This window comes from Catellatospora aurea (assembly GCF_042663325.1).
In the GTDB taxonomy this organism is placed as follows: domain Bacteria; phylum Actinomycetota; class Actinomycetes; order Mycobacteriales; family Micromonosporaceae; genus Catellatospora; species Catellatospora aurea.
In genome coordinates this window covers 91,072-115,225 of record NZ_JBHTAC010000015.1, presented here as the reverse complement: position 1 = coordinate 115,225, position 24,154 = coordinate 91,072, and the positions used below count along the sequence as shown (strand labels likewise).

26 protein-coding genes are annotated in these 24,154 nt (G+C 72.9%); 10 read left to right on the top strand and 16 right to left on the bottom strand.

Translation table 11 applies throughout. The annotated features are described in order from the left end of the window. Positions 1-5: 5 nt before the first annotated feature. Positions 6-1,100, bottom strand: coding sequence for a winged helix DNA-binding domain-containing protein (locus tag ACFQO7_RS17205; protein ID WP_376807272.1), 1,095 nt, complete (start codon positions 1,098-1,100; stop codon positions 6-8). 323 nt (positions 1,101-1,423) lie between these two features. On the opposite strand from ACFQO7_RS17205, the gene ACFQO7_RS17200 reads away from it, so the two are divergent. Continuing rightward, a complete protein-coding gene (locus ACFQO7_RS17200; protein ID WP_376807271.1) occupies positions 1,424-1,762 on the top strand; it encodes an avidin-fold protein in 339 nt (112 codons plus the stop codon). A gap of 9 nt (positions 1,763-1,771) precedes the next feature. Here ACFQO7_RS17200 and ACFQO7_RS17195 read toward each other — a convergent pair whose 3' ends face one another. From ACFQO7_RS17195 to ACFQO7_RS17170, 6 genes are all read right to left on the bottom strand, one after another. Then, entirely contained in the window at positions 1,772-2,185 is a 414-nt protein-coding gene (locus tag ACFQO7_RS17195) for a hypothetical protein (RefSeq protein WP_376807270.1), read from the bottom strand. A 163-nt stretch (positions 2,186-2,348) separates the two neighbouring features. After that, the gene (locus ACFQO7_RS17190) at positions 2,349-5,153 is read right to left on the bottom strand and encodes a DUF5682 family protein (RefSeq protein ID WP_376807269.1); all 2,805 of its coding nucleotides are present in this window, start codon (positions 5,151-5,153) and stop codon (positions 2,349-2,351) included. Continuing rightward, positions 5,150-6,262, bottom strand: coding sequence for an ATP-binding protein (locus tag ACFQO7_RS17185; RefSeq protein WP_376807268.1), 1,113 nt, complete (start codon positions 6,260-6,262; stop codon positions 5,150-5,152). Before ACFQO7_RS17185 ends, ACFQO7_RS17190 begins: the two co-directional genes overlap by 4 nt. Positions 6,263-6,274: 12 nt before the next feature. After that, a complete protein-coding gene (locus tag ACFQO7_RS17180) occupies positions 6,275-7,618 on the bottom strand; it encodes a VWA domain-containing protein (RefSeq protein ID WP_376807267.1) in 1,344 nt (447 codons plus the stop codon). Beyond that, on the bottom strand, positions 7,615-8,997 hold the full coding sequence (locus ACFQO7_RS17175; protein WP_376807266.1) for a hypothetical protein: 1,383 nt from the start codon (positions 8,995-8,997) through the stop codon (positions 7,615-7,617). The genes ACFQO7_RS17180 and ACFQO7_RS17175 overlap by 4 nt, the downstream gene beginning before the upstream one ends. After that, the gene (locus ACFQO7_RS17170; protein WP_376807265.1) at positions 8,997-9,500 is read right to left on the bottom strand and encodes a hypothetical protein; all 504 of its coding nucleotides are present in this window, start codon (positions 9,498-9,500) and stop codon (positions 8,997-8,999) included. Before ACFQO7_RS17170 ends, ACFQO7_RS17175 begins: the two co-directional genes overlap by 1 nt. Before the next feature lie 285 nt (positions 9,501-9,785). Here ACFQO7_RS17170 and ACFQO7_RS17165 point away from each other — a divergent pair, with 285 nt between their 5' ends. Further along, complete coding sequence (locus ACFQO7_RS17165) at positions 9,786-10,172, top strand: Rid family detoxifying hydrolase (RefSeq protein ID WP_376807264.1); 387 nt, start codon at positions 9,786-9,788, stop codon at positions 10,170-10,172. 7 nt (positions 10,173-10,179) lie between these two features. Here the strand turns inward: ACFQO7_RS17165 and ACFQO7_RS17160 are convergent, their stop codons facing one another. From ACFQO7_RS17160 to ACFQO7_RS17145, 4 genes are all read right to left on the bottom strand, one after another. Then, positions 10,180-10,569, bottom strand: coding sequence for a hypothetical protein (locus ACFQO7_RS17160; protein WP_376807263.1), 390 nt, complete (start codon positions 10,567-10,569; stop codon positions 10,180-10,182). Next, the gene (locus tag ACFQO7_RS17155; protein ID WP_376807262.1) at positions 10,566-10,832 is read right to left on the bottom strand and encodes a hypothetical protein; all 267 of its coding nucleotides are present in this window, start codon (positions 10,830-10,832) and stop codon (positions 10,566-10,568) included. The genes ACFQO7_RS17160 and ACFQO7_RS17155 overlap by 4 nt, the downstream gene beginning before the upstream one ends. A 26-nt stretch (positions 10,833-10,858) precedes the next feature. After that, positions 10,859-11,821, bottom strand: a complete 963-nt coding sequence (locus tag ACFQO7_RS17150) for an NAD(P)-dependent alcohol dehydrogenase (protein WP_376807261.1) — start codon at positions 11,819-11,821, stop codon at positions 10,859-10,861. A gap of 116 nt (positions 11,822-11,937) precedes the next feature. After that, on the bottom strand, positions 11,938-13,062 hold the full coding sequence (locus ACFQO7_RS17145; RefSeq protein ID WP_376807260.1) for an FAD-dependent oxidoreductase: 1,125 nt from the start codon (positions 13,060-13,062) through the stop codon (positions 11,938-11,940). 58 nt (positions 13,063-13,120) lie between these two features. Here ACFQO7_RS17145 and ACFQO7_RS17140 point away from each other — a divergent pair, with 58 nt between their 5' ends. The 4 genes from ACFQO7_RS17140 (at position 13,121) to ACFQO7_RS17125 (ending at position 16,463) form a co-directional block, all read left to right on the top strand. Beyond that, a complete protein-coding gene (locus ACFQO7_RS17140; RefSeq protein WP_376807259.1) occupies positions 13,121-13,723 on the top strand; it encodes a TetR/AcrR family transcriptional regulator in 603 nt (200 codons plus the stop codon). Positions 13,724-13,807: 84 nt separating this feature from the next. After that, positions 13,808-14,524: an alpha/beta fold hydrolase gene (locus ACFQO7_RS17135; protein ID WP_376807258.1), complete on the top strand. Its 717-nt coding sequence runs from the start codon at positions 13,808-13,810 to the stop codon at positions 14,522-14,524. Between the two features lie 85 nt (positions 14,525-14,609). Beyond that, complete coding sequence (locus ACFQO7_RS17130; RefSeq protein ID WP_376807257.1) at positions 14,610-15,218, top strand: TMEM175 family protein; 609 nt, start codon at positions 14,610-14,612, stop codon at positions 15,216-15,218. 42 nt (positions 15,219-15,260) lie between these two features. After that, positions 15,261-16,463, top strand: coding sequence for a hypothetical protein (locus tag ACFQO7_RS17125; RefSeq protein ID WP_376807256.1), 1,203 nt, complete (start codon positions 15,261-15,263; stop codon positions 16,461-16,463). 42 nt (positions 16,464-16,505) lie between these two features. Here ACFQO7_RS17125 and ACFQO7_RS17120 read toward each other — a convergent pair whose 3' ends face one another. The 4 genes from ACFQO7_RS17120 to ACFQO7_RS17105 all read right to left on the bottom strand — a co-directional run bounded on the left by ACFQO7_RS17120 (position 16,506) and on the right by ACFQO7_RS17105 (position 19,084). Then, positions 16,506-17,504, bottom strand: coding sequence for a nucleotidyl transferase AbiEii/AbiGii toxin family protein (locus tag ACFQO7_RS17120; RefSeq protein ID WP_376807255.1), 999 nt, complete (start codon positions 17,502-17,504; stop codon positions 16,506-16,508). Between the two features lie 49 nt (positions 17,505-17,553). Beyond that, the gene (locus ACFQO7_RS17115; protein ID WP_203688747.1) at positions 17,554-17,697 is read right to left on the bottom strand and encodes a GPGG-motif small membrane protein; all 144 of its coding nucleotides are present in this window, start codon (positions 17,695-17,697) and stop codon (positions 17,554-17,556) included. Between the two features lie 138 nt (positions 17,698-17,835). Further along, positions 17,836-18,507, bottom strand: a complete 672-nt coding sequence (locus ACFQO7_RS17110; protein WP_376807254.1) for a UdgX family uracil-DNA binding protein — start codon at positions 18,505-18,507, stop codon at positions 17,836-17,838. A gap of 49 nt (positions 18,508-18,556) precedes the next feature. After that, the gene (locus ACFQO7_RS17105) at positions 18,557-19,084 is read right to left on the bottom strand and encodes a hypothetical protein (RefSeq protein ID WP_376807253.1); all 528 of its coding nucleotides are present in this window, start codon (positions 19,082-19,084) and stop codon (positions 18,557-18,559) included. Between the two features lie 145 nt (positions 19,085-19,229). Between ACFQO7_RS17105 and ACFQO7_RS17100 the strand changes: the two genes are divergently transcribed. Beyond that, positions 19,230-20,306 (top strand): PHP domain-containing protein, encoded by a 1,077-nt coding sequence (locus ACFQO7_RS17100; RefSeq protein WP_376807252.1) that lies wholly within the window; start codon positions 19,230-19,232, stop codon positions 20,304-20,306. Between the two features lie 5 nt (positions 20,307-20,311). Here ACFQO7_RS17100 and ACFQO7_RS17095 read toward each other — a convergent pair whose 3' ends face one another. Beyond that, positions 20,312-20,719 carry a low affinity iron permease family protein gene (locus ACFQO7_RS17095; protein WP_376807251.1) on the bottom strand — a complete coding sequence of 136 codons (408 nt, stop codon included), beginning with the start codon at positions 20,717-20,719 and terminating at the stop codon, positions 20,312-20,314. Positions 20,720-20,900: 181 nt separating this feature from the next. Here ACFQO7_RS17095 and ACFQO7_RS17090 point away from each other — a divergent pair, with 181 nt between their 5' ends. From ACFQO7_RS17090 to ACFQO7_RS17080, 3 genes are all read left to right on the top strand, one after another. Further along, positions 20,901-21,869, top strand: a complete 969-nt coding sequence (locus ACFQO7_RS17090) for a helix-turn-helix domain-containing protein (protein WP_376807250.1) — start codon at positions 20,901-20,903, stop codon at positions 21,867-21,869. Between the two features lie 51 nt (positions 21,870-21,920). Further along, positions 21,921-22,865, top strand: a complete 945-nt coding sequence (locus ACFQO7_RS17085; RefSeq protein ID WP_376807249.1) for an RNA polymerase sigma-70 factor — start codon at positions 21,921-21,923, stop codon at positions 22,863-22,865. A gap of 91 nt (positions 22,866-22,956) precedes the next feature. Then, a complete protein-coding gene (locus ACFQO7_RS17080; protein ID WP_376807248.1) occupies positions 22,957-24,138 on the top strand; it encodes an NAD(P)/FAD-dependent oxidoreductase in 1,182 nt (393 codons plus the stop codon). Positions 24,139-24,154: the final 16 nt, after the last annotated feature.

Below are 24,154 nucleotides of genomic sequence, written 5' to 3'. Positions count from 1 at the left end.
GCCGCTCACCACCGCGAGTTGAACCGCACCTCGTGGCGGGTGGCGTCGGCCGCGGCGAAGGCGAGCAGGCGTTCGCCCTCCTCGGTCAGCTCCTGCACGTCCTTCGTCGGGATCTGGAACAGCGGCCGCACGACGAGCGTGGCAGCGCCCTTCTTCCTGGTGATCGCCCAGATCGCCTGGACGAACCCGTCGACCAGCACCGTGCCGGGCACGACCCCGGGCACCGCGAACACGTCCCGCCGGTCCCGGTCGTCCATGATCCGGAAGGTGTCGTCGAAGGCGTGCAGCATCGCGTCGAAGTCCGCGAGGTAACGGGCGGGCGCGGGGGTGTCCGGGTGCGGCAGCGGGGCGTCGGGCAGGTCGAGCAGCTCGGCGCCCTCCTCGTCCCGGTACGCCACCAGCCGGTCACCGAGGCGGTCGACGACCTCACCGAGCCCGCCGAGCCCCGACCAGGCCTGGATGTCGCGCACGGTCGCCGGGCCGAACGCGGCCAGATAACGCAGCACGAGGTCGTCCACGGTGGCCGGTGACCCGTCACCCGCGCCGAGCCAGTGCTCGGCGGTCGTGTACGCGGGCTGCCCGACCGCGCCCCACAGCCCGTGCGGCGGCACCGGCACCAGGGGCAGCACGGCTCGCGCCGCCGCCCCGAGCGCGGCCGGATCGGCGTCGGGCCGGCGCGCGGCGAGCGCCGCGCCCAGCTCCTTGACGGTGTACGGTCGCTGCTCGACCAGCTCTCGCGCTTCGGCGGCGATCTCGGCGAGGTCGGCACCGCGTAGGCGCTCCCGGGTCGCTGCGCTCAGATGCCGTTCCTGCACGCCCTGCAGCAGCGGCCGAAACGCACGGGCGTCACGGGCGCTGACCAGGTGCGGCGTGGCCTGCATCAGGCCCAGCCGCACGGCTGCCCGGGAGGTCAGCAGGTCGGACAGGTCGTCGACGCGGAAATCCCGCAGCCGCGTCCAGAGCCCGAGGTAGGGCGGGTTCGGTGACTGAGCGGGCAGGCCGACGAGGTGCTCGACCGCCTCCAGCGCGGTGAGCGGCGAGCGCTCCAGCAGCAGCTGCCGCGCGAGCAGGGCACGGTTCAGGTCGCGGCGGGTCAGCATGGGTGGATCATTTCACGCCGTGTCGCCCTACCCGCCCTGAGCACGGCCGCGGCTCAGCATCGGTGGCCCCATGGCGTGGTCGGGCACGCGCGCCGCGGTCACCGCATGATGGTCGGCGCGCCCGGTGAAGCCGTCGACGTCGGCGCGGCGTTCGGTCCGGATGGGATCGACGCGTTGGCTCTCACCGCGCCGCGCTCCGGATCGAGATGATTTGTTGTCGCTGGAACGACAACAAATCATCCAAGTCCACTCGTGGCGCTCGTTCGCAGCGAGGGCAGGGGCGGCGGTTGCGGTGTCGGTAGGGGGTGCCACCATGGGAACTCATGATCACATCACTGGACGGGCGGCGCTTCGTCGCCGAGACCGATGTCGCGGGTGGCGAGGTCGGCACCGAGACGGTGTTCGGCTACCACGAGCAGGACGGCATGGTCTGGGCCGAGTACTCCGGCGGTGCGATCCGGCGCGGCTTCCTCGTCGGCACCCGCGACGGCGACCGGCTGGACTTCCGGTACACGCAGCTCAACACGGACGGGCAGACCTCGACCGGGCATTGTGTGTCCGTGCTGACGCAGCTCGCCGACGGCAGGCTCCGGCTGGCCGAGACGTGGGAGTGGGAGTCGCGGCCCGGCTCCGGCACCAGCGCCGTCGTCGAACAGGACTGAGCACGAGGGTCAGGTCGTCGGCAGCACGTCGCCGAGCGCGGCGAGATCCGCCTCGGGGATCGCCAGCTCCAGCGAGCGCTCGCCGACCCGCACGGCCAGGATCCGGCATGACGGGTTGACGTCCCAGCCCTCCCGTACGGAGACCGGACGGTTGCCGTGCACCGTCAGCCCTGCGGGACCGAGCGCGATGCGCCGGGTGTTCATGCCCGGCGGGGTCCACCACCGGCCGTCGGCCGTGATGAGCAGGTCACCGTGCCGCCACTGGGTCTGCCCGGCACCGGTGTCCCTGATCCCGCACGGCACGCGCACGGGCCGGCCCGCGGCGAGCGCCGCCCGCCGCGCCTCGGCACGCCGAAGCTCTCGCCGCTCGCCCCAACCCAAGCCGATCAGCCCGCCGATCAGCCCTGCCACCAGGTCCAACACCCGCCACCCCCGCCCGTCGGGGGCAGACGATAGCCGACGTCCGTCACCCGAGCAGGGTCGCGGTGCCAGACATTCGCCCAGGTCAGCCTGCGTCCCCTGATCTTGCGGCACCCGGCCGAGGGCCGTGGCGGAGACGGTCCCCGCCACGGCCCGCGGACCTCGGTCAACCGACGCCGATAGCGACGGCCAGCTCGGCGGCCGACAGCGGGTACCGGGCCATTAGGTCGCCGACCGGGCCGGTGCCGGGCGCCTGCTCCGGGGCCGCCCATGTGCCGTCACAGCCGAGCAGGGCGGCGAGCGCGTCGGTCGGCTCCGGGTACGCGGCGAGCAACACCGCGACCGGCCCGGCCGGACCGCGCGACCCGACGACCGGGGACGCCGGGTCTACGGCCGCCGCCGACCAGGGTGGGGTCCACGAGTCGAGGGTCGGCAGGTCGCCCGGGAACACCCGGCCCGCCTCGCGGACCAGCAGGCCGACGTGGTCGCCGCCCTCCTTGCGCAGGGTCGTGATCAGCGTCGGCAGCCAGGGCAGCAGCACCGCGTCGGGCAGCCGCCCGAACGCCTGCGAGATCGCCTCGACCACGAACCCGGCCAGCGCCGGCACCGGTTCCAGGGCCTGCACGAACCCGCTCAGATACTGCGGGTACGCGGGCAGCACCAGCGGGTTGTCCAGCAGCGCGACGCAGCGTTCGCGCAGCTCGGCCCGGGACAGCAGGCCGAGCTGGTGCTGGGCCGCCCACAGCAGCGCCGTCTTGCCCGGCGTCGTCGGGTGCGACTGGGCCACGGCCAGTTCCAGCTGGGCCCGGTCGCAGCCCAGCGACAGCGCCAGGCTCTCCATGCTGAACAGGAAGCCCAGCATCGCGGCGACCTGCTTCGTGCCGGTCTCCTCCTCGACGAACGCGTTCGGCAGCAGGGTGCAGTAGTGCGCGTACCCGGCCTTGACGAACGCCTCCAGCCAGGCGGGCAGCACCGGCTCGGTGGCCCGGTAGTGGGCCAGCAGGCGGCGGGCCCGGCGCAGCACGTCCGGGGCGTCGTCGACGGTGCGTTCGGCGGCGAGCAGCTCGACGGCCCGCGCGCCGAGTTCGTCGGCGAAGCGGCGGCTGCGCAGGTACAGCGTGGCGTCCTCGACCGCGCCGAGCGCGACCGCCGCCGTGGCCTGCGGGCCCCAGACCGAGCGGCGCAGGCGCTGTTCGAGGACCTGCTCGACGGTGATGCCCTCGTAGCCGAGTTCGATCAGCTCGCGCGAGTGGGTGCCCAGCGCCAGGTCCCAGGACTCCTGGATGGCCCGGTGGCCGAGCCGCCGCTCGCCCATGATCGGGCGGGCCGCGCCCTGCGGCAGCAGGTGCCGCAGGATCCACAGCAGGTCGGAGCACTTGCCCAGCACGGGATCACCGGCGATGTCGAGCAGGGCCCGCTGCACGCCGCGCTGCTCCAGTTTCAGGCCGAGCGGCGCGAGCCGGTCGTGCACGTCGCGGGCCAGCGGCGGCAGGGAGTCGTAGCCGACCTGGCCGATCCGGTCGCCGCCGAGCATGATCTCGCAGAGCCGCCGCACGTCGCGGCGGCCGGGCACGGACTCCTTCTCGATGCAGGTGACGGCCGCGTCCTGGAAGTCGTACGGCGTGGGCCGGGCGCGGCCGCGCATTCCGGCGAGCAGGATCGACGTCTCGAACACGGCGATGGCGTCGGCGGTGCTGGACAGGTAGCCGTTGCGCCGGGCCAGCCGCACGATCTCGACGGACCAGCCGAGCAGCTCGTCCTCGTCGAGCGTGTCGAGCACCGGGGGCCGGGCGAGGAACCCGGACAGCCGGTCCGCGACCTGCTGCGACTGCGCCGACACCACCGGGGCCGGCTTGGCCTTCTTCTTCGCGGCCCGGCCGCCCTGCTGGCCCTCCAGCCGGTACGGCTCCACCCCGGTGCGGGCCAGCGACTTCGCGAACACCGCCGCGGCGATCGAGACCGAGCCCGAGGCCAGCCCGAACTGGGCCTCGATCGACGAGTGGCTCGACGGGATCAATCCGTAGTGCCACTTGGTGGCGGTCCGGGGGCTGATCTCGTAGGTGTCCGCGCCGTGCAGGCCGAACTCGTCGACGTGGCTGGCCGCGTGGAACGCCCCACAGACGTAGAGCGTGTCGGCGGCGTCGACGCCGGACGTGGCCAGGTGCTGCCGCATCCGGGTCCACATGTAGCGCTCGCGTTCCTCGTCGGAGGTGACGCGGTCGCGCGCGCCGGGCGCGAGCCGCCGGAACAGGCTGCCGATCAGGACCATGACCTGCCGGTACGTGTCGTAGTCGGCGTCGCCGAGGGGCTGCTCGACGTACTGGTCCCACCACTCCGACCAGTGCCGCACCTTGCCGTGGTGCAGCAGGTGCTCCTCCAGCTCGGCGAAACGCGGCCGCAGGTCGCCGATCTCGACACCGACGGCGTCACCGTGCAGGTCGGCGTCCTCGGCCGGCTCCGCCCCGGCTTCGGGTGCGGGCTCGGCGGCCTTGTCCTTGCGCGGCTGCCACTGGAAGACGTGGTCGGTGGACCGGTCCACGAGCACCAGCTCGACCCCGGGCGTGTCCAGGGCGTACGCGATGGCCTGGTATTCGGCCGACGCCTCGGTGATCGGCGCGACCACCGACAGCGGCGCCCAGTCCTGCGGGAAGCCGTCGAGTTCGGACGCGAACGCCTGCACCGCCACCGGCAGCTTGCAGTTGCGCAGCTCGGTGAGCAGCGGTGTCATGTCCTCGCACAGCTCCAGGTAGATGACCTTGGGCCGCTTCTCGCGCAGCCGCCTGGCCATCGCCATCGCGGAGGCGGGCGAGTGGTGGCACACCGGGAAGATCTCCAGCGGCTCGGCGAGCGCCCGGTCGACGTCGTCCACGATGCCGGACAGGATCCCGGCGAGCGCGTCCGGCCCGTCGGCGAGCGCCGCCGCCGCGTCGAGCAGCTGCGAGCGCAGCGCCCCGAAGGTGGGTGTCGTCACGACAGCGTCTTGATCGCTTCGCGGCCGCCGTCGAGGAACTCGGTCCACGACCCGCCCTCGGCCTTGCTGCGCGGCTCGACGACGCCGTGCCAGTACTTGTTCAGGATCGCCAGGTCCTCCGGGGCCCGCCGGGCCAGCGACCCGACCAGCGATCCGGCCAGGGTCTGCGCGCGCAGGGACCGGTCGCCGAAGAAGTTGCTGTGCAGGATCGCGTCTTCGAGCACGCCGATCTGCTCGGCGGTGGACAGCGCCGATTCGAGCTTCTCGTCGTCGCTGCCCGCCGACGCGGCCGCGGCGCGCAGGTCGGCGAAGCTCTGCAGCAGGATGTCGAGCAGCGTCGGCGGCACGTCCAGCTCGATCTGGTGCCGGCGCAGCAGCTCGACGGTGCGGAACCGTACGATCTCGGCTTCGCTCTTCTTGTTGGTCACCACCGGGATGCGCACGAAGTTGAACCGGCGCTTGAGCGCCGACGACAGGTCGTTGACGCCCCGGTCGCGGCTGTTCGCGGTCGCGATGATCGAGAAGCCGGGCTTGGCGAACACGATGTTGTCGTCGTCCAGCTCGGGAATGGACACGTACTTCTCGGACAGGATCGAGATCAGGGCGTCCTGCACGTCGCTGGTGGAGCGGGTCAGCTCCTCGAAGCGGCCGATGACGCCCTGCTCCATCGCCGTCATGATCGGCGACGGGATCATCGAGGCCCGGGACTGGCCGTTGGCGATGACCGCCGACACGTTCCAGGAGTACTTGATGTGGTCCTCGGTGGTGCCCGCGGTGCCCTGCACGACCAGGGTCGAGTTGCGGCTGATCGCCGCGGCGAGCAGCTCGGCCAGCCAGCTCTTGCCGGTGCCCGGGTCGCCGATGAGCAGCAGGCCCCGGTCGGAGGCGAGGGTGACGATGGCGCGTTCGACGAAACTGCGGTCGCCGAACCACTTCTGGGCGACCTCCCGGTCGAGGCCGTCGGCGCGCTCGCTGCCCAGGATGAACAGCCGCACCATCTTCGGGCTCAGCCGCCACGAGAACGGCTTCGGGCCGTCGTCGATCGACTCCAGCCAGTCCAGCTCCTCGGCGTACTTGGTCTCGGCGGGGGCGCGCAGCATCTCGGTCATGGGTCGGATCTCCTAAGCCAGGAAGTTCTTGAGTTCGAAGACGAGCTTGCGGATGTGGCCGGACACGACCGGCGTGCCGAGGTCCTTGAAGCGCTGGCGGAACCACGGGTTGACGATGTTCTGCCCGGAGCTGGTCACCGAGCCGACCGGGATGAACCGCACCCCGGAGCGCTGCACGGCGACGATGCTGTCGTACAGCGGCTGGGAGCGGTCGAACTCGTAGAAGTCCGAGATCCACACCATCGCGGTGTTGGCCGGTTCGGCGATCTTCGGGCGGGCCATCGCCATCGCGATCGGCCCGTCGTTGCCGCCACCGAGGTTGGTGCGCAGCAGCACCTCGAACGGGTCGTGCACCCACGGCGTCAGATCGATGGCCCTGGTGTCGTACGCGATCAGGTGCACGTCCACCTTCGGCAGCCCGGCGAAGATCGAGGCGAGGATGGTGCAGTTCACCATCGAGTCGACCATCGAACCGGACTGGTCCACCACCACGATCAGCCGGGACGGCGTGGTCTTGGCGGCGGTGTGCCGGTAGAAGAGCCGGTCGACGTACAGCTTCTGGTCGTCCGGGCTCCAGTTGGTCAGGTTCTTCCAGATGGTGCGGTCCAGGTCGAGGTTGCGGAACACCCGCTTCGGCGGCACGCTCCGGTCGATCTTGCCGACCGCGGTGCGCTCCACCTGGGTGCGCAGCACCGCCGCGACCTCCTCGACGAACCGCCGGATCAGCGCCTTCGCGTTGGCCAGCGCGACCCCGGACAGGTTCGACTTGTCGCGCAGCAGCTGCTCGATCAGCGACATGCTCGGGGTGAGCTGCGCGGCGAGCTTCGGATCGGCCAGCACCTCGCGCAGCTTCATCCGGCTCACCAGGTCGCCTTCCAGCTCGCCGAGCGTGCCGCCCATGCCCTGCCCGCCGCCGCCGCCCATCGCCCCGCCGCCGCCCTGCCGGCGCAGGCTGCCCGGCTCCTCGCCCAGCGCCTTCTCCAGCCAGCCGGCATCGGACTGCCAGCGCGCCAGCTGCGTCGCCGACACCGCACCCGACCCGGTGTCGAACACGTTGAGCAGCAGCTTCGCCGCGAGCGCGGCCCGGCGCACCTCGGCGGCCGTGTCCCGGTCCCCTTCCGTGGGAAGGTTCTCGGGCGTCATCAAGCCGTCGAACTCGGCGGCCAGGTCGGGGAAGCGCTGCACGATGTTGTCGATCGACACCGACGGGTCGAGCAGCGCGGCGGGCAGGCCGATGTCCTCGGTCACGGCCAGGCTGGCCGCTTCCAGGGTGCCCTGCTCTTCACGGCTGAACAGCCGGGCGATGAGCCGCCAGTAGATGACCTGGCGGCGGTTGAAGTCCGCGTCCACGGTCATTTGCGCAGCAACCTTCCGGCCCGCTCACGCAACACCTTGACCGCGTCGGCGGCGGCCGCCTCGGCCTTGGCTCCGACGGCGTCGGCGGCCCCGCCCGCCCACGCGCCCGCGTGCACGGCGACTGGCTTACGTTTGACCTGCGCCTCGACCGCCAAGGGCTGGATCGTCCAGTGCCCGTCCCAGCGCAGCAGCCCGATGCACGCGGTCGACGCGGCGACCAGCGCGGGCGTCAGCGGCCCGGCGCCGTGCATCCGCTCGATGTCCACCTCGACGGTCAGGCCGGGCAGGGTGAGCGTGACGCCGTCGTCGTGCGACTCTACCGTGTACCCCTCTAGCAGCACCGGCTCGGCGATCCGCACCGGGTGCCGCTCCAGCGGCGGGACCGGCGCGGCGCACGCCGCCGCGAGCTGCACCCGCGCGGCGGCGAACGGCTCGGCGGGCGCTCCCGCCTTCGCGTTCTCGTCGGACCAGATCAGGTCGCCCCCCGCGGTGACCGGCATGTCCGTCAGGTCCATGGCGCGCTGCTCGGTGACCGCCGCCAGCAGCGCGCTGTGGCCGCGCAGCAGCTGCCACACGCCCGACCCGACGAGTGTGTCCACCTTCGGGGTGGAGACGCTCGCGCGGACCAGGCGCGGCCCGTCCGCGGTCTCCAGCACCGCGTGCACCTGTGCCTGCACCGCGGTCGGGTGCTCGTGCAGTTCGATCCCGAGCGGCAGCAGCCGCCCCGACACTGTGCCCGGCTCGGTCGCGGCGAGCGCGCCCGGCTGGGCCAGCAGCACCGCGCGGGCCCACAGGTCGGCCCAGCGGCGCACCGGCACCCGCGGCATCGTCGCGCCCGGCGCGTTGGCCCGCAGCTCCCCGGCGAACCCGTCGAGCAGCGCGCCGAGCCGCCGCAGCCGCGGTTCGGCGAGCAGCGCCTGCACCGCCTGGTCGGCGTGCGCCACGAGGTCGTGGTCGATGCCGCGCCAGCCCGCGATGGCCAGATCGGACAGCCAGGACCGGGCCGCGGCCAGCAGGTTGTCGGCTCCGGCCAGGGTGCCCGGCGCGGTGGCGGGCCACGGTTCGCGGCCGCGCCCGGCCGCCTCGTCCAGCCGTGCCAGCAGCGCGTCGTGGGACGCGCCGAGCAGCGCCGAGCGCGCCGCCACCAGTGCCACCAGGTGCTCGTCGGAGATCGAACCGGCGATGGTCTTCTCCACCGCCTCGGCGACGCGTCCGGCCAGCGGCGTGCCCGCCACCGCCTCGGCGAGCGCGCGCAGCGCCGCGATCTGCTCCACGCCCGGCCGCAGCAGCCCGCCCACCAGCGCGCCGTCGAACCCGGCCACCACCTCGTACGCCTCGGACACCCCGTCGACCGGAGCCGCCAGCAGGTCGAACCGCATCAGCGCACCGCCCCGCCGGCCGGGAACCAGTGCAGCTCGGGCAGCGGCTCGGTGGTGGCGGCCAGCTCCAGGTAGGCCAGGTGCCGCAGGAAGCGGCTGAACACCGGCGCGCCCGCCGACGGCTCGTGCCACGGGTCGACCGCGGCCAGCACCGCCGCGCCCGTGGTGGCGTCCTCGGCGACGTCGGCGCGCACGTACCGGGCGACGCGTTCGACGCCGTACTGCAGCACGGCCTCGTCGGCCAGGGCACGCAGGTGGTTGCAGCCGCCGCGGCGGATGCCGCCGCACGGGCGGTTGTTGTTGGTGCTGCAGTGGAACGAGTGGTTCGCGGCGGTCAGCGAGGACACGTACACCCGCTCGATGTCCGAGCCGCTGGACACCACTCCCTGCAGCCGGCCGTCGGCCAGCTCCACGAACGGCACCTTGGCGAGTTTGCGCGACCGCGCGGGCGCGACCACGCGCGCGGCGCTGCGCTCCTCCCACGGTTTCCGGGCAGCATTCACCCTGCCTGCACCTCCTTGAACGGTGTTTCCACCGGCCAAGGTCGGCTTCGGCGGCGCGGTGAAATTACCGTCGCCGCCCGACAGTTTCCACTCGGCTGTCGGGACTGCTCCCGTTGCGAGGCAGTTCGAGCACGTGGCAGCGCACGCGGCCGCGCCACCAGGGGGCGGGTGGACCGTAGGTGCGCGAGCCGCCACGAACTGTCCGATAGACGCCGGTGTGACGATGGGCGTCCATGTTTCGGCCGACGATGAAGACCCTTCGCCCACGTCCATGGAGGTTCGACGATGATCCGGCACGCAGTCTCGACCGGCGACGCGCCGCCGGCGATCGGGCCCTACAGTCAGGCGATCGTCGCCAACGGGTTCGTGTTCTGCTCGGGCACCGCGGGTATCGACCCTGCCACCGGTGTCGCGCCCGATGGCATCGAGGAGCAGACCGAGCTGGCGCTGCGCAACCTCGACGCGATCCTGACGGCCGCCGGAGCATCGCTGGCGACCGTCGTCAAGACGACCATCTTCTACGTGAACGTGGCAGACTTCGCCGCCATCAACGCCGTCTACGAACGGTTCATGCCGGACCCGCCACCGGCCCGCTCAGCGCCGGCCAACGTCCGCCTGCCGCGTAATCTGCTCATCTCCATCGAGGCGATCGCCGCCCTCGCCGCCGGCTGAGCGGAGGCTACGAAAGTTCGAGCACGTCGTACGGGTCGAGGACGTCTGCGTAGCGGTCGGGGTGGAACGTGGCGAGGGTCGCGCCGAGGTCCTGGACGGCCGCGACCGCCTGGGCCGGGCCGTGGCCGAGGGTGCGGGCCGCGGCGGCGACGGCGGGCACGAGGTCCGTGTGCATCGGCAGCACCTGCACCGGGCTGTCCGCGCGTCCGATCAGGTCCGTGAGCAGGTTCTGCTCCTCCTTGCCGAGGTCGGGCCACAGGTCGACGAGCGCGAGAACCGGTATCCCGGCCAGATCGCCGTCCTCGGCGACGGTCTGCAGCAACTCCCCGACGGACACGCTCTCCAGCCGGGCGTAGGCGCGCAGCGCGGAGGCGTCCAGCACGACGGTGATGTTCACGCGGCCTGCGGACGGCGGCCGGCCCGCTCGCGGCGCACCCGGTGCAGCCGGTCGCGCATCGCCGCCACGCCGGCGTCGGTGATCGCCCGGTCGCCGGTGTATCCGTGCTCGGCGAGCATCGCCTTGATCCGGTCGAGGCGCCGGTCCTTCTCGATCAGGCTCGCCAGGTACGCCGAGGTGTTGCCGTTGCCCTTGGCACGCGCGTACTCGGCCAGGTCCACGGGCAGGCTGATCGAGGTGCGGTCGACCTGTTCTCGGTTCATACGATTACTGTACTCCGTAATACTGATCAACCGACGGTGATGACGACGTTGCCGGTCTTGTGGCCGGTGTCGACGTAGCGGTGCGCCTCGGCGACCCGCTCCAGCGGGTAGGTCCGGTCGACGACGATGCGCAGCCGGCCCCGCTCGATGAGGTCGCGCAGGTAGACCAGCAGCTCGGCCTTGTTCACCGACATGCCGCCGACGACACGCCGGCCCCTGGTCAGCGCGGTCAGCCAGACCAGCGGGACGTTGCGCAGCCCGGTCGTCGGCACGTAGCAGCCCCGGGGCGTGAGCGAAGCCCGGCAGGCGCGGAACGAGCTGCCCGCGATCGTGTCGAAGACGACGTCGTAGCGCTCGCCGTTCGCGGTGAAGTCGTCCTTCGTGTAGTCGATGACGTGGTCCGCGCCGAGCTCGGCGACCAGGCCCGTGTTGCGGGTGCCGCAGACGGCGGTGACGTGCGCGCCGAGGTGCTTGGCGAGCTGGACCGCGTACGTGCCGACGCTGCCGGACGCGCCGACGATCAGCACCCGCCGGCCCGGTCGCACCTTGGCCTGGTCGCGCAGGAAGAACAGCGCGGTGGTGGCCCCGTCGACCGCGGCGGCGGCCTGCTCGAAGGTCACGTTCGCGGGCATGAGCGCGAGCGACCCGTCCTCCGGCAAACACTTGTACTCGGCGTACGCGCCGAGCCCGAAGCCGGTGAAGCCGTAGACCCGGTCGCCGGGCCGGAAACGGGTCACGCCCGCGCCGACCGCGGTCACCTCGCCGGCCAGTTCCATGCCGAGGCGGCGCATCCGGCGGCGCGGCCGGGTGAACCCGAGGACGACCCGGCCCCAGCGGGGCTCGCCGCGCCGCATCGCGGCCTCGGCCGCGGTGACGGTCGTCGCGACGATCCTGATCAGGACGTCGCGCTCGCCGGGCACGGGCGGCTCGACCTCGGTCAGGCGCAGCACGTCGGGGGTTCCGTAGGCGGTGTGCTCGATCGCGCGCATGGCTGCCCCACCCCTGAGGTGACATTGGACGGACGACGTCGGCCGATGTCCGCCACGCTAAGCGCGCTGCCGGACCACCCGCATCGGCACTAACCCTGAACCCGCCCCTTAAGCCGTCAGGCGGTCTCGTCGTTGAGGACGCTGCTGATGCCGCGCAGCTGCGCGGCGTACGCCCTGCCGATGAGGGTCGGCGGCATCAGCCTGGTCAGCGTGCGTACCAGCGGGGGCAGTGGCTTGTTGGTCTGCTCGCTCGCGGCGCGCCGGGAGACCTTGCGCACCCGGCGGGCGCGCAGCGCCTCGTAGCGCCGCAGCGCGCCGGGCAGGTCGGCGGTGTCGCCCCGCAGCGCGCGGCTGAGCAGCCAGGCGTCTTCGAGGGCCTGGTTGGCGCCCTGCGCCTGGGTGGGCGGGAAGGCGTGCGCGGCGTCGCCGAGCAGCGTCGCCCCGCCGCGTCCCCACTGGTCGGGGATGCGATGGGTGACGTGCCGGAACGACTCCAGGTCCTGGTCCCGGATCTGCCGCAGCAGCCCCTGCACGAGCGGGCCGTATCCGGCGAAGCGCGCGGCCAGCTCGGCGGCGGGCGAGTCGCCCAGCGGCCGGTGCACGTCGAACCACCACATGAGCAGCCCGTCGCCGGACGGCAGCAGCCCGACGAGGCCGGCATCACCGACGACACAGACGCCGGTGGTGCCGTCCACCAGCTCGGGCAGCACCGGGGTCAGGCCCTGCCAGGTGGTCCACTCGTTCTCGGCGGCCGGTGCCGGGTCGAGGACCGCGCGGCGTACGGCGGAGCGGTGCCCGTCCGCGCCCGCCACGACGTCGGCCTCGTGGCGGCCGCCGGTGGCGTCGATCGCCACCACGCCGCCAGGGTGGACCTCAACGTCGACGATCTCGCGCGAGAACTCCACCGGCACACCCTGCGCGAGATGCCTGACCAGGCGGTCGCGGGGCACCGACGTCACCGGGAAGCCGATCCGGCGGGCCGGCACCGTCAGGTCGGCGGTGACCACGGTCCGGCCGTCGGCGATGTCGAACCGCAGCCGGTCGAGCCGCCCGCCGAACCCGGCCAGCGGCGCGCCGAGCCCGGCGAGCGCGGCCGCCCCGTTGCTGAAGATCGTGACGGCTGCTCCGCCGGTGCGCAGCTCAGGGGCTTGTTCGAACACGCGGACCTCGTGCCCGGACCCGGCGAGTCCCCGGGCGAGGGCCAGCCCGCCGACGCCGCCTCCCGCGATCAACACCTTCACCGCGACACTCCCATTCACTACGTACGTTGTACAACGGATGGTGCCATACACTGCACGGGTGCCGCCACCCAACGAACAGCGCCGGGCGCAGCTGACCGACGCGGCGATCGACCTGCTCGTGGAGTCGGGTGTCCACGGCGTCACCCATCGGGCCGTCGACCGGCGCGCGGGTCTGCCCGCCGGGACGGCGTCGAACTACTTCCGCAGCCGCGAGGCCCTGCTCGTGGCGACCGCCGGACGCGTCGTCGAGCGCCACCAGGCCGACATGGCCGACGCCGCGAGAGCCGAGCCCGGCCCGGCCTCAGGCGACGGCGTGCAGCGGGCGGTCGACCTCATCGCCGGTTCGCTGCTGCTGGCGGCAGGCCCGCACCGGGCTCGGTACCTGGCGATCTTCGAACTGCGCCTGGAGAGCCTGCGGCGGCCCTCCTTGGCAGCGGCGCTCGACGAACTGATGGCGGCGATGGCCTCGTTCACCAGCGGCCACCACGTCGACCTCGGCCTGGACATCCCGCCGGCCGCGATCCCACCGATGCTCGTGATGTACGGCGGAGCGTTGTTCGCCCTGGTCACCGGACCGGTCGAGGCAGTGACCCGCGAGGCGGCACTTCGGCTCGCGGTCGCGATCGTGGAAGGCGGCCTAGCCGCAGCACGGAGCGTGTGACGGCCGTCACGGACGGTCACATGTCGTGAGGCTGCCCTGTCTTAGCTGGTTGAGCAGGGCAAACCTTACGAAACGGAGAACACCATGACCGACCAGAAGCCGACCGTCGTCCTCGTACACGGTGCCTTCGCCGAATCCGCGAGCTGGTCCGGGGTCGTGCAGCGGCTGCAGGAAAGGTCGATCGACGTCGTGGCGGTCGGCAACCCGCTGCGCAGCCTGCAGGGCGACGCCGCCTACGTACGCGACGTGATCGCCGCGATCAGCGGACCCGTGGTGCTCGTCGGCCACTCGTACGGCGGCATGGTCATCACCGAGGCCGCGGCCGGCAGCGACAAGGTCGCCGGCCTGGTCTACGTCTGCGCGTTCGCGCCCGACCACGGCGAGTCCGCGATCGAGCTGTCGGGCCGCTTCCCCGGCAGCACCCTGGGCCAGGCGCTGACCGGCTACCCGGTGTCGACCGGCGGCAACGAGCTCGCCATCCGGCGCGACGTGTTCCACCAGCAGTTCGCCGCCGACGTGCCGGCCGAGCGGGCCGCCGTGATGCACGCGACCCAGCGCCCGGTCACCGAACTCGCCCTGACCACAGGGCTGACCGCGGCCGCTCCGGCGTGGGCGTCGATCCCGTCGTGGTTCGTCATCGGCGACGCCGACCTGTGCATCCCGGCGCAGCTGCAGCGGTTCCAGGCGAACCGGGCCGGCGCAAAGAGCGTCCGCGAGGTGCCGGGCGCGTCCCACGCGATCAGCGTCTCGCAGCCCGACGCCGTGGCCGCGTCGATCATCGAGGCCGTCGAGGCGGTCTGACCAGAGCCGGGGGTGGGGTCCTGGTTGTCTCCTCGGACCCCGCCCCCTCCCAAGGGCAGCGCGACGAAGAAGGGGCGGTAGTGCGGTGAAGACCAGTCGGGTAGAGGCGTTCAGTGACGGCGTGCTCGCCATCGTCATCACGATCATGGTGCTGGAACTGCGGGTGCCGGAAGGCCACGAGCTGTCGGACCTGCTCGGCATGACGGGCACCGGGTTGCTGACCTATCTGCTCAGCTTCGTCTACATCGGCATCTACTGGAACAGCCACCACCACATGTTCCACCTCGTGGAGCGGGTCAACGGCGGGGTGCTGTGGGCGAACCTGGCGCTGCTGTTCTGCCTGTCGCTGTTCCCGTTCACGACGGCCTGGGTCGACGAGTCGGGCTTCGCCCGCACGCCGGTCGTCCTCTACGGGGTGAACCTGCTCGCCTCGGCGCTGGCGTACGTCGTGCTGCAGAACGTGATCATCCGGCACCAGGGGCCGGACTCGGCGCTGCGCCAGGCCGTCGGCCGCGACCGCAAGGGCAAGGCGTCGCTGGTGCTCGACGTCGCCGGCATCCTCAGCGCGCTGCTCATCCCCGGTCCGGCCGGGGTATGGCTCGCGCTGGGCTGCTTCGTCGCCGTCGTGGTCATGTGGGTCGTGCCCGACCCGCGCATCGACCGGATCGCCCGCAGGCCCGCCGAACCGGCCTGACCGGGCCCACGCGGCCGACGGGCATCCACTACGTTGGCCGCCATGGGATTGCTGGGAAGGTTCTTCGGATCGCCCCGGGACAGGTTCGCGGCCGAGGCGCTCCGGATCGCCCGGCAGGCCCCCGGGGTCCGGCGGGTCGCGTACGACGCGGGCAAGTTCGCGATCGCCGCCTGGCGTGACGGCGCCACCACCCCGGTGTGGATCTACCTGTCGAACGTCTTCGCGGAGAGCGAGGGCGCCGGGGCGGCCGCCCGCCGGGACCGGATCACGCAGCTCGTGCGCATCATCATGACCCCGCACGACGACGAGACCTGGCAGGAGGTGCGCCACCGGCTGCGGCCGGTGCTGCGCGCGGAGACCTTCGGGCAGGGCGGGCCGATGGGCATGGTCCCGCCGCTGTCCCGCGCCGCCCTGCCGCACCTGCGGGAACTGGTGGTCGTCGACCGCCCCGAGTCCATGGCGTACGTGACCCCGGCCCGGCTCGACGAGTGGGAGGTCACCGCCGACGAGGTCTTCACCGCCGCCCGCGAGAACCTGCAGCGCCTGGCCGAACGTTCGCTGAGCCGCGACTGGCCCGACGCCGGCGCGCTGATCCGCATGGTCGACACCGGCGACGCCTACTTCACCTCGCTGCTGCTGGCCCCTGGCTGGCTGGCCGGGATCAGCCACGCGATGGACGCGCAGGTGGTCGCGTTCGTGCCCGACGTCAACACGGTCCTGCTGTGCCCGGTCGGCGAAGGCGGCATGCCCGGCCTGTTCTCCCTGGTGGAGAGCGAGTTCAACGAGGCGACGCGCGGGGTGTCGCCGGTCGGCTACGTCGCCGACGAGCGCGGCCGCGTCGCGCCGTACGCCCCGCCGCCGGGCCACCCGGACCACGTGCCCGCCCAGCGCGCCCAGGTCGTGCTCGCCCACACCGAGTACGGCGCGCAGACCCGCTGGCTGTCGACGCAGTACGCCGAGCACGGCATCGACGTGTTCGTGGCGTCGCTCATCGCCGCGGCACGGCCCGACGAGCCGGCGATCACCGTCACCACCTGGACCGACGGCATCACCACCCTGCTGCCCGAGGCGGACTTCGTCTCCTTCGTCCGCGACGGCGAGAGCTGGGGCCGGGTGCCCTGGCGCGACGTGGCCCGGCTCGTCGAGCTGACCCCCGAGCCGCTGCTCGCGCCGACCCGCTACCAGGTCGGCGACTGGCCCGCCCCGGAGGTCATGGCACAGCTGCGCGCCTACGCGGTCGACTGAGCCGCCGGCACGCGCGGCGAAACCGGGCCCTCGGCCGCACCGTCACGGACCGAGGACCGGTGGCAGGGCGGCGATCAGCCGTTCGAGCCACGGGCCGGCCGACGGTCCGCCGAGGTCGCCTGGCCAGTCGACGCGCCAGGACCGCACCCGGTCCGGGTGGTAGGCGTCCGGATCGGACACCCGTCGCGACAGCTCGCGCCGCAGGCGGCCGGTCAGGCGGGTGCCGTCGCGTTCGGCGAGCAGCACCGCGTCGTACAGGTCCTTGCCCGCGGCCGTGCCGTCAGCCGCCTGGTCATGGTGCAGCCAGTGCAGCTTCCAGGCCAGCGACAGCTCCGGGCCCGCCGTCCACACCGCGGTCGGCGGGCCGCCCCCGGACCGGGGGATCGCGGTGAGCACCGGCGGCTCCAGCAGGCGCTCGTCGTAGGAGAAGTCGAGCTGCAGCAGCCCGTGCACCGCCTCGTCGACCCGCCAGGGCAGCAGCAGACGGGTGCCGGCCGCCCCGTCCTCCTCGCCGTCGTACGCGTACGCCCAGTCGTGGTCGATCTCGGCCCGGTCGGCGTCGAACCGCACGCCGCCTTCGGCCTGCGGCTGCCGGTGCACCAGTTCCAGGACGTCCTCGTGCGGACGGTCCAGTTCCATCCGGTCCAGCGGCGGCATCCAGCGCAGCCCCTCGGATGGCAGCACCGCACGGATCCCGCCGGTGTCGAAGTCGTCGGGGTCCCACATCTCGTCCCCGGCCGCGCCGTGCGCGGCCTCCGGCCACGTGCGCACCCGGTCGAGCTTGTCCACGTACGGAAAGGGGAAGGCGGGGTCCACCGGCACCCAGGCCAGGGGGCGGACGACCCAGTCCAGGTCGCCCGGTTCGCGCGCCCGCTCCCCCACCCAGGCCAGCATGGTCATGCTGCCGCGCAGCACCAGCCGGTCCGCGCACGGTGCGGCGGCGACGAGGGCCAGCACGTGATCGAGCGCCGCCCGGTGCGCCGCCCGTTGCCGGGCACGCGCGCCGAACGGCGCGTTCTCGATCGGTTCAGCGACTCCCATGCCGGCAGAGGTTAGGCCCTCCATGCGACACCGTGGGCGGAATGTCAGCTCAGGTGAAGATGCTGACGCCTCCGGGACCCACGAGCAGACCGACGACGATCAACACGATCCCCCAGAGGATCTCCCTGCGCAGCAGGGCGAAGATGCCCGCGATCACCAGCACGACCGCGAGAATCCACAGCAGCGTGGCCATCTCTTTCTCCCTCGTCTGACCGGCCGGCCCGGGATGGGGCAGGACTCCGGTTGGGGCGACTGGTCGATCGTCGTTGTTCGACCGGTACCACCCGACATTCCGCGTACCCAAGGGTGAAACATGTCAAACCGGCCCAGCTCAGGGGCGCAGCGCCGCCACGGCCAGGCGCAGGTCCGCCACCAGGCCCTCATACAGGGCGTCGCGGTCCACGGCGCGCAGCACCGCCGACGGGTGGATGGTGGCCAGCAGCCGCGCCCCGCCGTCGTCCGGGAACAGTTCGGGCTGGTACGCCGCATCCGGCCAGGGCATGAGCACACCACGGGATCCGGACACGGTCGCCGATGGCCCGAGCAGCGCTTTCAGCGCCGTGCCGCCGAGCGCCACCAGCACCCGCGGGCGCAGCAGGCACAGCTCGGCGGCCAACCACGGCATGCAGGCGGTCATCTCGGCCCGGTTGGGGTTCTGATGGATGCGCCGCTTGCCGGTGTCGGTGGACTTGAACTTGAAGTGCTTGACCACGTTGGTCACGTAGGCGTCCGCCCGGTCCAGCCCTGCCTGCTCGACCGCCCGGTCCAGCAGTTTGCCGGCCGGGCCGGCGAACGGCGCGCCGCGGCGGTCCTCGACGTCGCCGGGCTGCTCGCCGATCAGCACCACCGCGGCATGCGCGGGGCCCGCCCCGAAGACGGTCTGCGTGGCTGCGCGGTAGAGGTGGCAGCCCCGGCAGCCGTTCGCGGCCTCGCGCAGCTCGCCGATCGTCGCCGCCTGGTCGGGCACATACCGCTGGGCGCCCTGCTCGGTGCTCGTCGCCATGTCCGGGCTGGTACCCAGGAAATGATCGGCCCATGCCCCGCGCCAGGGCTCAGCCGACCTCGACCGGGTCCAGGCGCAGGCGCTCGATCAGGTGCGCGCGGTGCATGTTCGCCACGGCGGCGACCAGGTCCGGGTGACGCAGCAGGGCGACGGCGCGGCCGTCGACGGCGTCGGGCGCGGTGAGGCGGCCGAAGTCACGGTCGACGACCTGGGCGTGCTCGCAGTCGGCGGTCGCGGCGACCGCGTCGGCGGCCAGCCGCGGGTCCGACAGCAGGCACGCCGCCCAGCTCGCGACGACCTCGTCGACCCAGCCCCGCCAGATCCGGTCGGCGGCGGAGGGCTCCTCGTGCTCGTCGGCGCGCATGACGCGGTCCAGCCCGCCGGAGCCGCCCGGCCCGAGCATCGCCAGCAGCCCTGCGTCCAGCTCCGTGGGGTAGCGCAGCCACGCCGCGACCGTGGCCGCCTGCCGGGCCTGCGCCAGCACGCGGGCAGCCTGCGCCGGCCCGCCGTCGGACGGGTAGGCCCGGGTCAGCCAGTGGGTGGTGGCGGCGATCACGGGGGCCAGGCCTGCGGTCACGTCTACCTCATTCGGGGTGCGCGGGGCCGCGCCGGTGCGGCCTGCCCCGCCGGGGCAGCGAGGATCAGCAATGTTAGCCACGACCAGGGCGAAGAGCAATCCATGATCTTGATTGGGTACGCTCAGCGGGCCGGCCGGATGTGACATGACCGATACGCCGGGGTACAACTTCGGGGTGAGCCGCGATCCCGCCGCCGACCTGCTGGCCATCGCCGTGGAGCTGGAGCGCGCCGGCGAGGCGGGCTACCGCATCCGGGCGTTCCGCCGGGCCGCGCAGACCGTCGCCGTCACCGACCCCGCCGACCTGGCCGACCGGGCCGACCGGGGCACCCTGGCCAAGCTGCCCGGCCTGGGCGAGGTCACCGCCCGCTGCGTGGCGGAGTCGCTGGCCGGAGAGGAACCGGTCTACCTGCGCCGGCTGCTGGCCACCGCCGACCGGCCGCTCGACGAGGCCACCGAGGAGCTGCACCGCGCGCTGCGCGGCGACTGCCACAGCCACTCCGACTGGTCCGACGGCGCGGAGCCGATCGAGGCGATGGCCGACGCTGCCCGCGCCCTGGGCCGGGAGTACCTGGTGCTCACCGACCACTCCCCCCGCCTCACGGTGGCCCGCGGGCTGACCGCGCAGCGGCTGGAGGAGCAGCTGGCCGTGGTCGAGCGGCTCAACGCCGGCTACGGCGACGGCTTCCGCCTGCTGTCCGGCATCGAGGTGGACATCCTCGACGACGGCTCGCTCGACCAGACCGACGAGCTGCTGGGCAGGCTCGACGTGGTCGTGGCCAGCGTGCACAGCAAGCTGCGCGCCCCGACCGAGGTGATGACGCCGCGGATGCTGGCGGCGGTCGCCGACCCGCACACCGACATCCTGGGCCACTGCACCGGCCGGGTGCTGCGGCGCGCGGGCGGCGACGCCGCCGTCGAGACCCGGCCGGAGAGCACGTTCGACGCCGAGGCCGTGTTCGCCGCGTGCGCGGACCGCGGGGTCGCCGTGGAGGTCAACTCCCGGCCGGACCGGCTCGACCCGCCCAAGCGGCTGCTGCGGCTCGCCGTCGAGGCGGGCTGCCTGTTCGCCATCGACTCCGACGCCCACTACAGCGTCCAGCTGGACTGGCTGCGCTTCGGCTGCGAACGTGCCGCCCGCTGCGGCGTGCCGGTGGACCGGGTCGTCAACACCTGGCCGCTGGACCGGCTGCTGGACTGGACCCGCCGCGACCGTTCCTGAGCGGGTCAGCGGGTGCCCTCCCGGTGCTCCAGACCGACGGCGTCGCGCAGCTCGACCATGTCCTGGGTCAGCTGGTCGCCGCCCTGGCTCTGCGCCTCCATCAGGTCGGCCAGCCCGTCGGCGATCGCGTTCAGTTTGTGCTGCACGGCCTCGTTGGCTCGGGTCTGGCTGTTCTGCAGCAGCGCCACCATCAGGAACGTGACGATGGTGGTGGCCGTGTTGATGATCAACTGCCAGGTGTCGACCGTGCCGATGAACACGATCGACGGTGCCCAGACCAGGATCAGCAGCACACACAGCGCGAAGAACCACGCCTTCGACGCGAAGTTGCTGGCCGCCTCCGCGAAGCGGTCGAACATCGACATGTCCTTGCCGGACACCGATGAGGGCATGTCTTCCTTACGCCCGGTCATGGCCGGCCTCCCGTCGTCAACCACACATCCCGGTATTGCCCGCCCACGCCGCTTTCCATGCCTGCGCGGCCGCCCGGTCCCGGAACACCCCGAAGTCCGGATCGCATGCAGGGAACCGCGGGCCGCTCGCGGCGGTCAGTACCGGTGATCACTCGCAAGATCCGCACATCGGAGGTACCGCATGCCCGACGAGCCGGAGATGCTGCCCGCGCTGGAGGAGCACGCGTACCGCCTGCTGGTGAAACTCGACCGGGCCCGGCCCGACGACCTCGCCGCGATCACCACGCTGTCGCACACCGAGGCCGCCCGGGTGCTGCAGGCGCTGCAGGCACGGGGCCTGGCCGCGATCCAGCCCGGTGAGCAGGCGGTGTTCCGCCCCCTGCCCCCCGACGTCGCCCTCGGCAACCACCTGCTGCGCCGGTACGAGGCGCTGGAGCGGGCCCGGCAGCTGGTCGCCGACCTGAACGACGAGTACCGCGCGGGCGTGCGCCGCCTGGAGGCCGACCATCTCGTGGAGGTGGTCGTCGGCGGCGCGGCGCTGCGGGAGCGGCTGCGCCAGCTGCAGGACGGCGCCCGCCAGGAGATGCTCTGGTTCTGCCGGTCCAACCCCGTGGCGCTGCCCAGCGGCGAGAACACCGCGGAACTGGACGCCCTGCGCCGCGGCGTGCGCTATCAGGTGATCTACGACCGCGAGTTCCTGCAGTCGCCCGGCGTGCTCGACAACGCGCAGGCCGCGATGCGCCTCGGGCAGCAGGCCCGCACCCTGCCCAGCCTGCCGATCCGGATCGCCATCGCCGACCGGGCCATCGCGATCTGCCCGCTGGTCCGCGAGACCGGCGGTGGCGAACCCACCGCCGCCGTGATCGGCCAGAGCGAGCTGCTGACCGCCGTCGTCGCGCTGTTCGACGCGTACTGGGCCATGGCCACCCCGATCCACCCCTCCGGCGCGGCGGCCGCCGACGGCCCCGACGACTCCGACCTGTACGTGCTGTCCCTGATGATCGGCGGCCTGCCCGACAAGGCCATCGCCTCCCAGCTCGGGGTCAGCCGCCGCACCGTCCAACGCCGACTCGACCGGCTGATGAGCCTCGCCGGCGTCGACACCCGCCCCGGCCTGGCCTACCACGCGGCCCGGCACGGCTGGCTCTGACCCGCGCCCGCGGCGCGGAGTCGATCACCGGCGGCTGGTTAGTATCGGGCCATGCCGCTGACCGCGCTGGACGTCGACCGGTTCGAAGCCGCCAGGCCGCGCCTGGAGGCCGTCGCCTACCGCCTGCTCGGCTCGTCCGCGGAGGCCGAGGACGCCGTGCAGGAGACGTACCTGCGCTGGCAGGCCACCGACGTCGAGCGCATCGAGGTCCCCGAGGCCTGGCTGACCAAGGTCCTCACCAACCTGTGCCTCAACCAGCTCACCTCCGCACGGGCGCGCCGCGAGACGTACGTCGGCCAGTGGCTGCCCGAGCCACTGCTCGCCGGCGACCCGATGCTCGGCCCGGCCGACACCGCCGAGCAGCGTGAATCGGTCTCCTACGCCGTCCTCACCCTGATGGAGCGCCTGTCCCCCAACGAGCGCGCCGTGTACGTGCTGCGCGAGGCGTTCGACTACCCGCACCGGGAGATCGCCGAGATCCTCGACCTCAGCGAGGCCGCCAGCCAGCAGATCTTCCACCGCGCGAAGAAGCACGTCGCCGACGGCAAGGCCCGCACCGAGATCGACGACGCCACGGCCCGGCGCATCGTCGAGGAGTTCCTGGCCGCCGCCACCAGCGGCCGCACGGAGCCGCTGGTGCGGCTGCTCACCGCCGACGCCATCGCGATCGGCGACGGCGGCGGCAAGGTCCCGGCCCGCGCCAGGGCGTTCGAGGGCGCGGTCGCGGTCGCGAAGTTCCTGTGGGGCCTGTTCCGGCCCGCCGAGGCCAAGCGCGCCATCATCGGCGGCGCACCGGAGATCTTCGCGACGACCGCCAACGGCGACCCCGCCGTGGTGGCCGTGGTGGACGGCCGGGTCGTCGGCATCATGTGCCTGGAGGTCACCGCCGAGGGCATCGCCGCGTCCCGCAACCAGGTCAACCCCGACAAGCTCGCCCGCGCGACCGCGCGCTGGGCCGCCACCGAGCACGGGAAACCCCTGTTCACCGCGTTCTGATCCCCGTGTGAGCTGCTTCACAGCCGTCCCTGTCAGGAAACGGCGGGCTGCCCGGTTCAAGAGGCGACCCCGCGAAGACAGGAGCAAGGACATGAAGCACCGCATCGTCGTCCTCGGAGCCGGATACACCGGTGCCATCGCCGCCGGCCGCCTCGCCAAGCGGCTGCACCGTGACGACGTCGCCATCACCCTGGTCAACGCCGAGCCCGACTTCGTCGAACGGGTGCGCATGCACCAGCTGGCCGCCGGCCAGGACCTCACGCCCCGGCCGCTGCGCGAGATGTTCGCCGGCACCGGCGTCGAGCTGCGGCTCACGAAGGTCGTCGGCGTCGACGTCGACCGCAGGACCGTCGCCGTCGCGGACGGCGGCGAGCTCGCCTACGACACCCTCGTCTACGCCCTCGGCAGCGGCTGGAACGCCCAGGGCGTGCCCGGGACGGCCGAGAACGCGTACGAGATCGCGAGCCGTCCCGGCGCGCTGCGGCTGCGCGAGCGCCTCGCCCGCCTCGACGCCGGGCAGACCGTGGTCGTGGTCGGCGGCGGCCTCACCGGCCTGGAGGCCGCGACCGAGATCGCTGAGACCCGCCCCGACCTTCGGGTGGCGCTGGCCGCCCGCGGCGGCCTCGGCGACTGGCTGTCCGCCAAGGGCCGCGAGCACCTGCGCAAGGTCGTCGGCAAGCTCGGCATCACCGTGTACGAGGACGCCGCCGTCACCCGCGTCGACGCCGACCGGGTCGCCCTCGCCGACGGCCGGACCGTCCCGGCCGCGGTCACCGTGTGGACCACAGGTTTCGCGGTCCACCCGATCGCGCAGGCGACGACCCTGGAGGTGACCGGCACCGGTCAGATCGTGGTCGACGGCACCATGCGCTCGGTCTCGCACCCGGACGTGTACGCCGTCGGCGACGCCGCCATGGCGATCGGCGCCGGGGACAAGCCGCTGCGCATGTCGTGCGCCTCGGGAACCCCGATGGCGTGGCAGGCCGCCGACGCGATCGCGGCCCGGCTGACCGGCGGCAAGCTGCCGACCGCGCACCTGCGCTACTTCAACCAGTGCATCTCGCTGGGCCGCAAGGAGGGCCTGATCCAGTACGTCACCGCGGACGACGTCGCCAAGCAGGCTGTCCTGACCGGACGGCTCGCGGCCGCGTACAAGGAGGTCATCTGCAAAGGCGCGGCCTGGGGCGTGGCCAACCCGACGCTGGGAGTGCCGACCCGGCCCCGCCGCATCGCCCGGGACACGGTCGCCGCGGCCGTCAACGCGCCGGCGTAGCGCACGAAGCCGAGGC

Bases quoted from the DNA above. Each gene is read 5' to 3' on its own strand.
- ACFQO7_RS17090 (WP_376807250.1), top strand. From the start codon at position 20,901: ATGCCCGACGAGCCGGAGATGCTGCCCGCGCTGGAGGAGCACGCGTAC.
- ACFQO7_RS17165 (WP_376807264.1), top strand. From the start codon at position 9,786: ATGATCCGGCACGCAGTCTCGACCGGCGACGCGCCGCCGGCGATCGGG.
- ACFQO7_RS17095 (WP_376807251.1), bottom strand. From the start codon at position 20,719: ATGACCGGGCGTAAGGAAGACATGCCCTCATCGGTGTCCGGCAAGGAC.
- ACFQO7_RS17120 (WP_376807255.1), bottom strand. From the start codon at position 17,504: ATGGGAGTCGCTGAACCGATCGAGAACGCGCCGTTCGGCGCGCGTGCC.
- ACFQO7_RS17150 (WP_376807261.1), bottom strand. From the start codon at position 11,821: ATGCGCGCGATCGAGCACACCGCCTACGGAACCCCCGACGTGCTGCGC.
- ACFQO7_RS17085 (WP_376807249.1), top strand. From the start codon at position 21,921: ATGCCGCTGACCGCGCTGGACGTCGACCGGTTCGAAGCCGCCAGGCCG.
- ACFQO7_RS17175 (WP_376807266.1), bottom strand. From the start codon at position 8,997: ATGCGGTTCGACCTGCTGGCGGCTCCGGTCGACGGGGTGTCCGAGGCG.
- ACFQO7_RS17155 (WP_376807262.1), bottom strand. From the start codon at position 10,832: ATGAACCGAGAACAGGTCGACCGCACCTCGATCAGCCTGCCCGTGGAC.
- ACFQO7_RS17115 (WP_203688747.1), bottom strand. From the start codon at position 17,697: ATGGCCACGCTGCTGTGGATTCTCGCGGTCGTGCTGGTGATCGCGGGC.
- ACFQO7_RS17080 (WP_376807248.1), top strand. From the start codon at position 22,957: ATGAAGCACCGCATCGTCGTCCTCGGAGCCGGATACACCGGTGCCATC.
- ACFQO7_RS17200 (WP_376807271.1), top strand. From the start codon at position 1,424: ATGATCACATCACTGGACGGGCGGCGCTTCGTCGCCGAGACCGATGTC.
- ACFQO7_RS17205 (WP_376807272.1), bottom strand. From the start codon at position 1,100: ATGCTGACCCGCCGCGACCTGAACCGTGCCCTGCTCGCGCGGCAGCTG.
- ACFQO7_RS17135 (WP_376807258.1), top strand. From the start codon at position 13,808: ATGACCGACCAGAAGCCGACCGTCGTCCTCGTACACGGTGCCTTCGCC.
- ACFQO7_RS17180 (WP_376807267.1), bottom strand. From the start codon at position 7,618: ATGACCGTGGACGCGGACTTCAACCGCCGCCAGGTCATCTACTGGCGG.
- ACFQO7_RS17185 (WP_376807268.1), bottom strand. From the start codon at position 6,262: ATGACCGAGATGCTGCGCGCCCCCGCCGAGACCAAGTACGCCGAGGAG.
- ACFQO7_RS17125 (WP_376807256.1), top strand. From the start codon at position 15,261: ATGGGATTGCTGGGAAGGTTCTTCGGATCGCCCCGGGACAGGTTCGCG.
- ACFQO7_RS17100 (WP_376807252.1), top strand. From the start codon at position 19,230: ATGACCGATACGCCGGGGTACAACTTCGGGGTGAGCCGCGATCCCGCC.
- ACFQO7_RS17110 (WP_376807254.1), bottom strand. From the start codon at position 18,507: ATGGCGACGAGCACCGAGCAGGGCGCCCAGCGGTATGTGCCCGACCAG.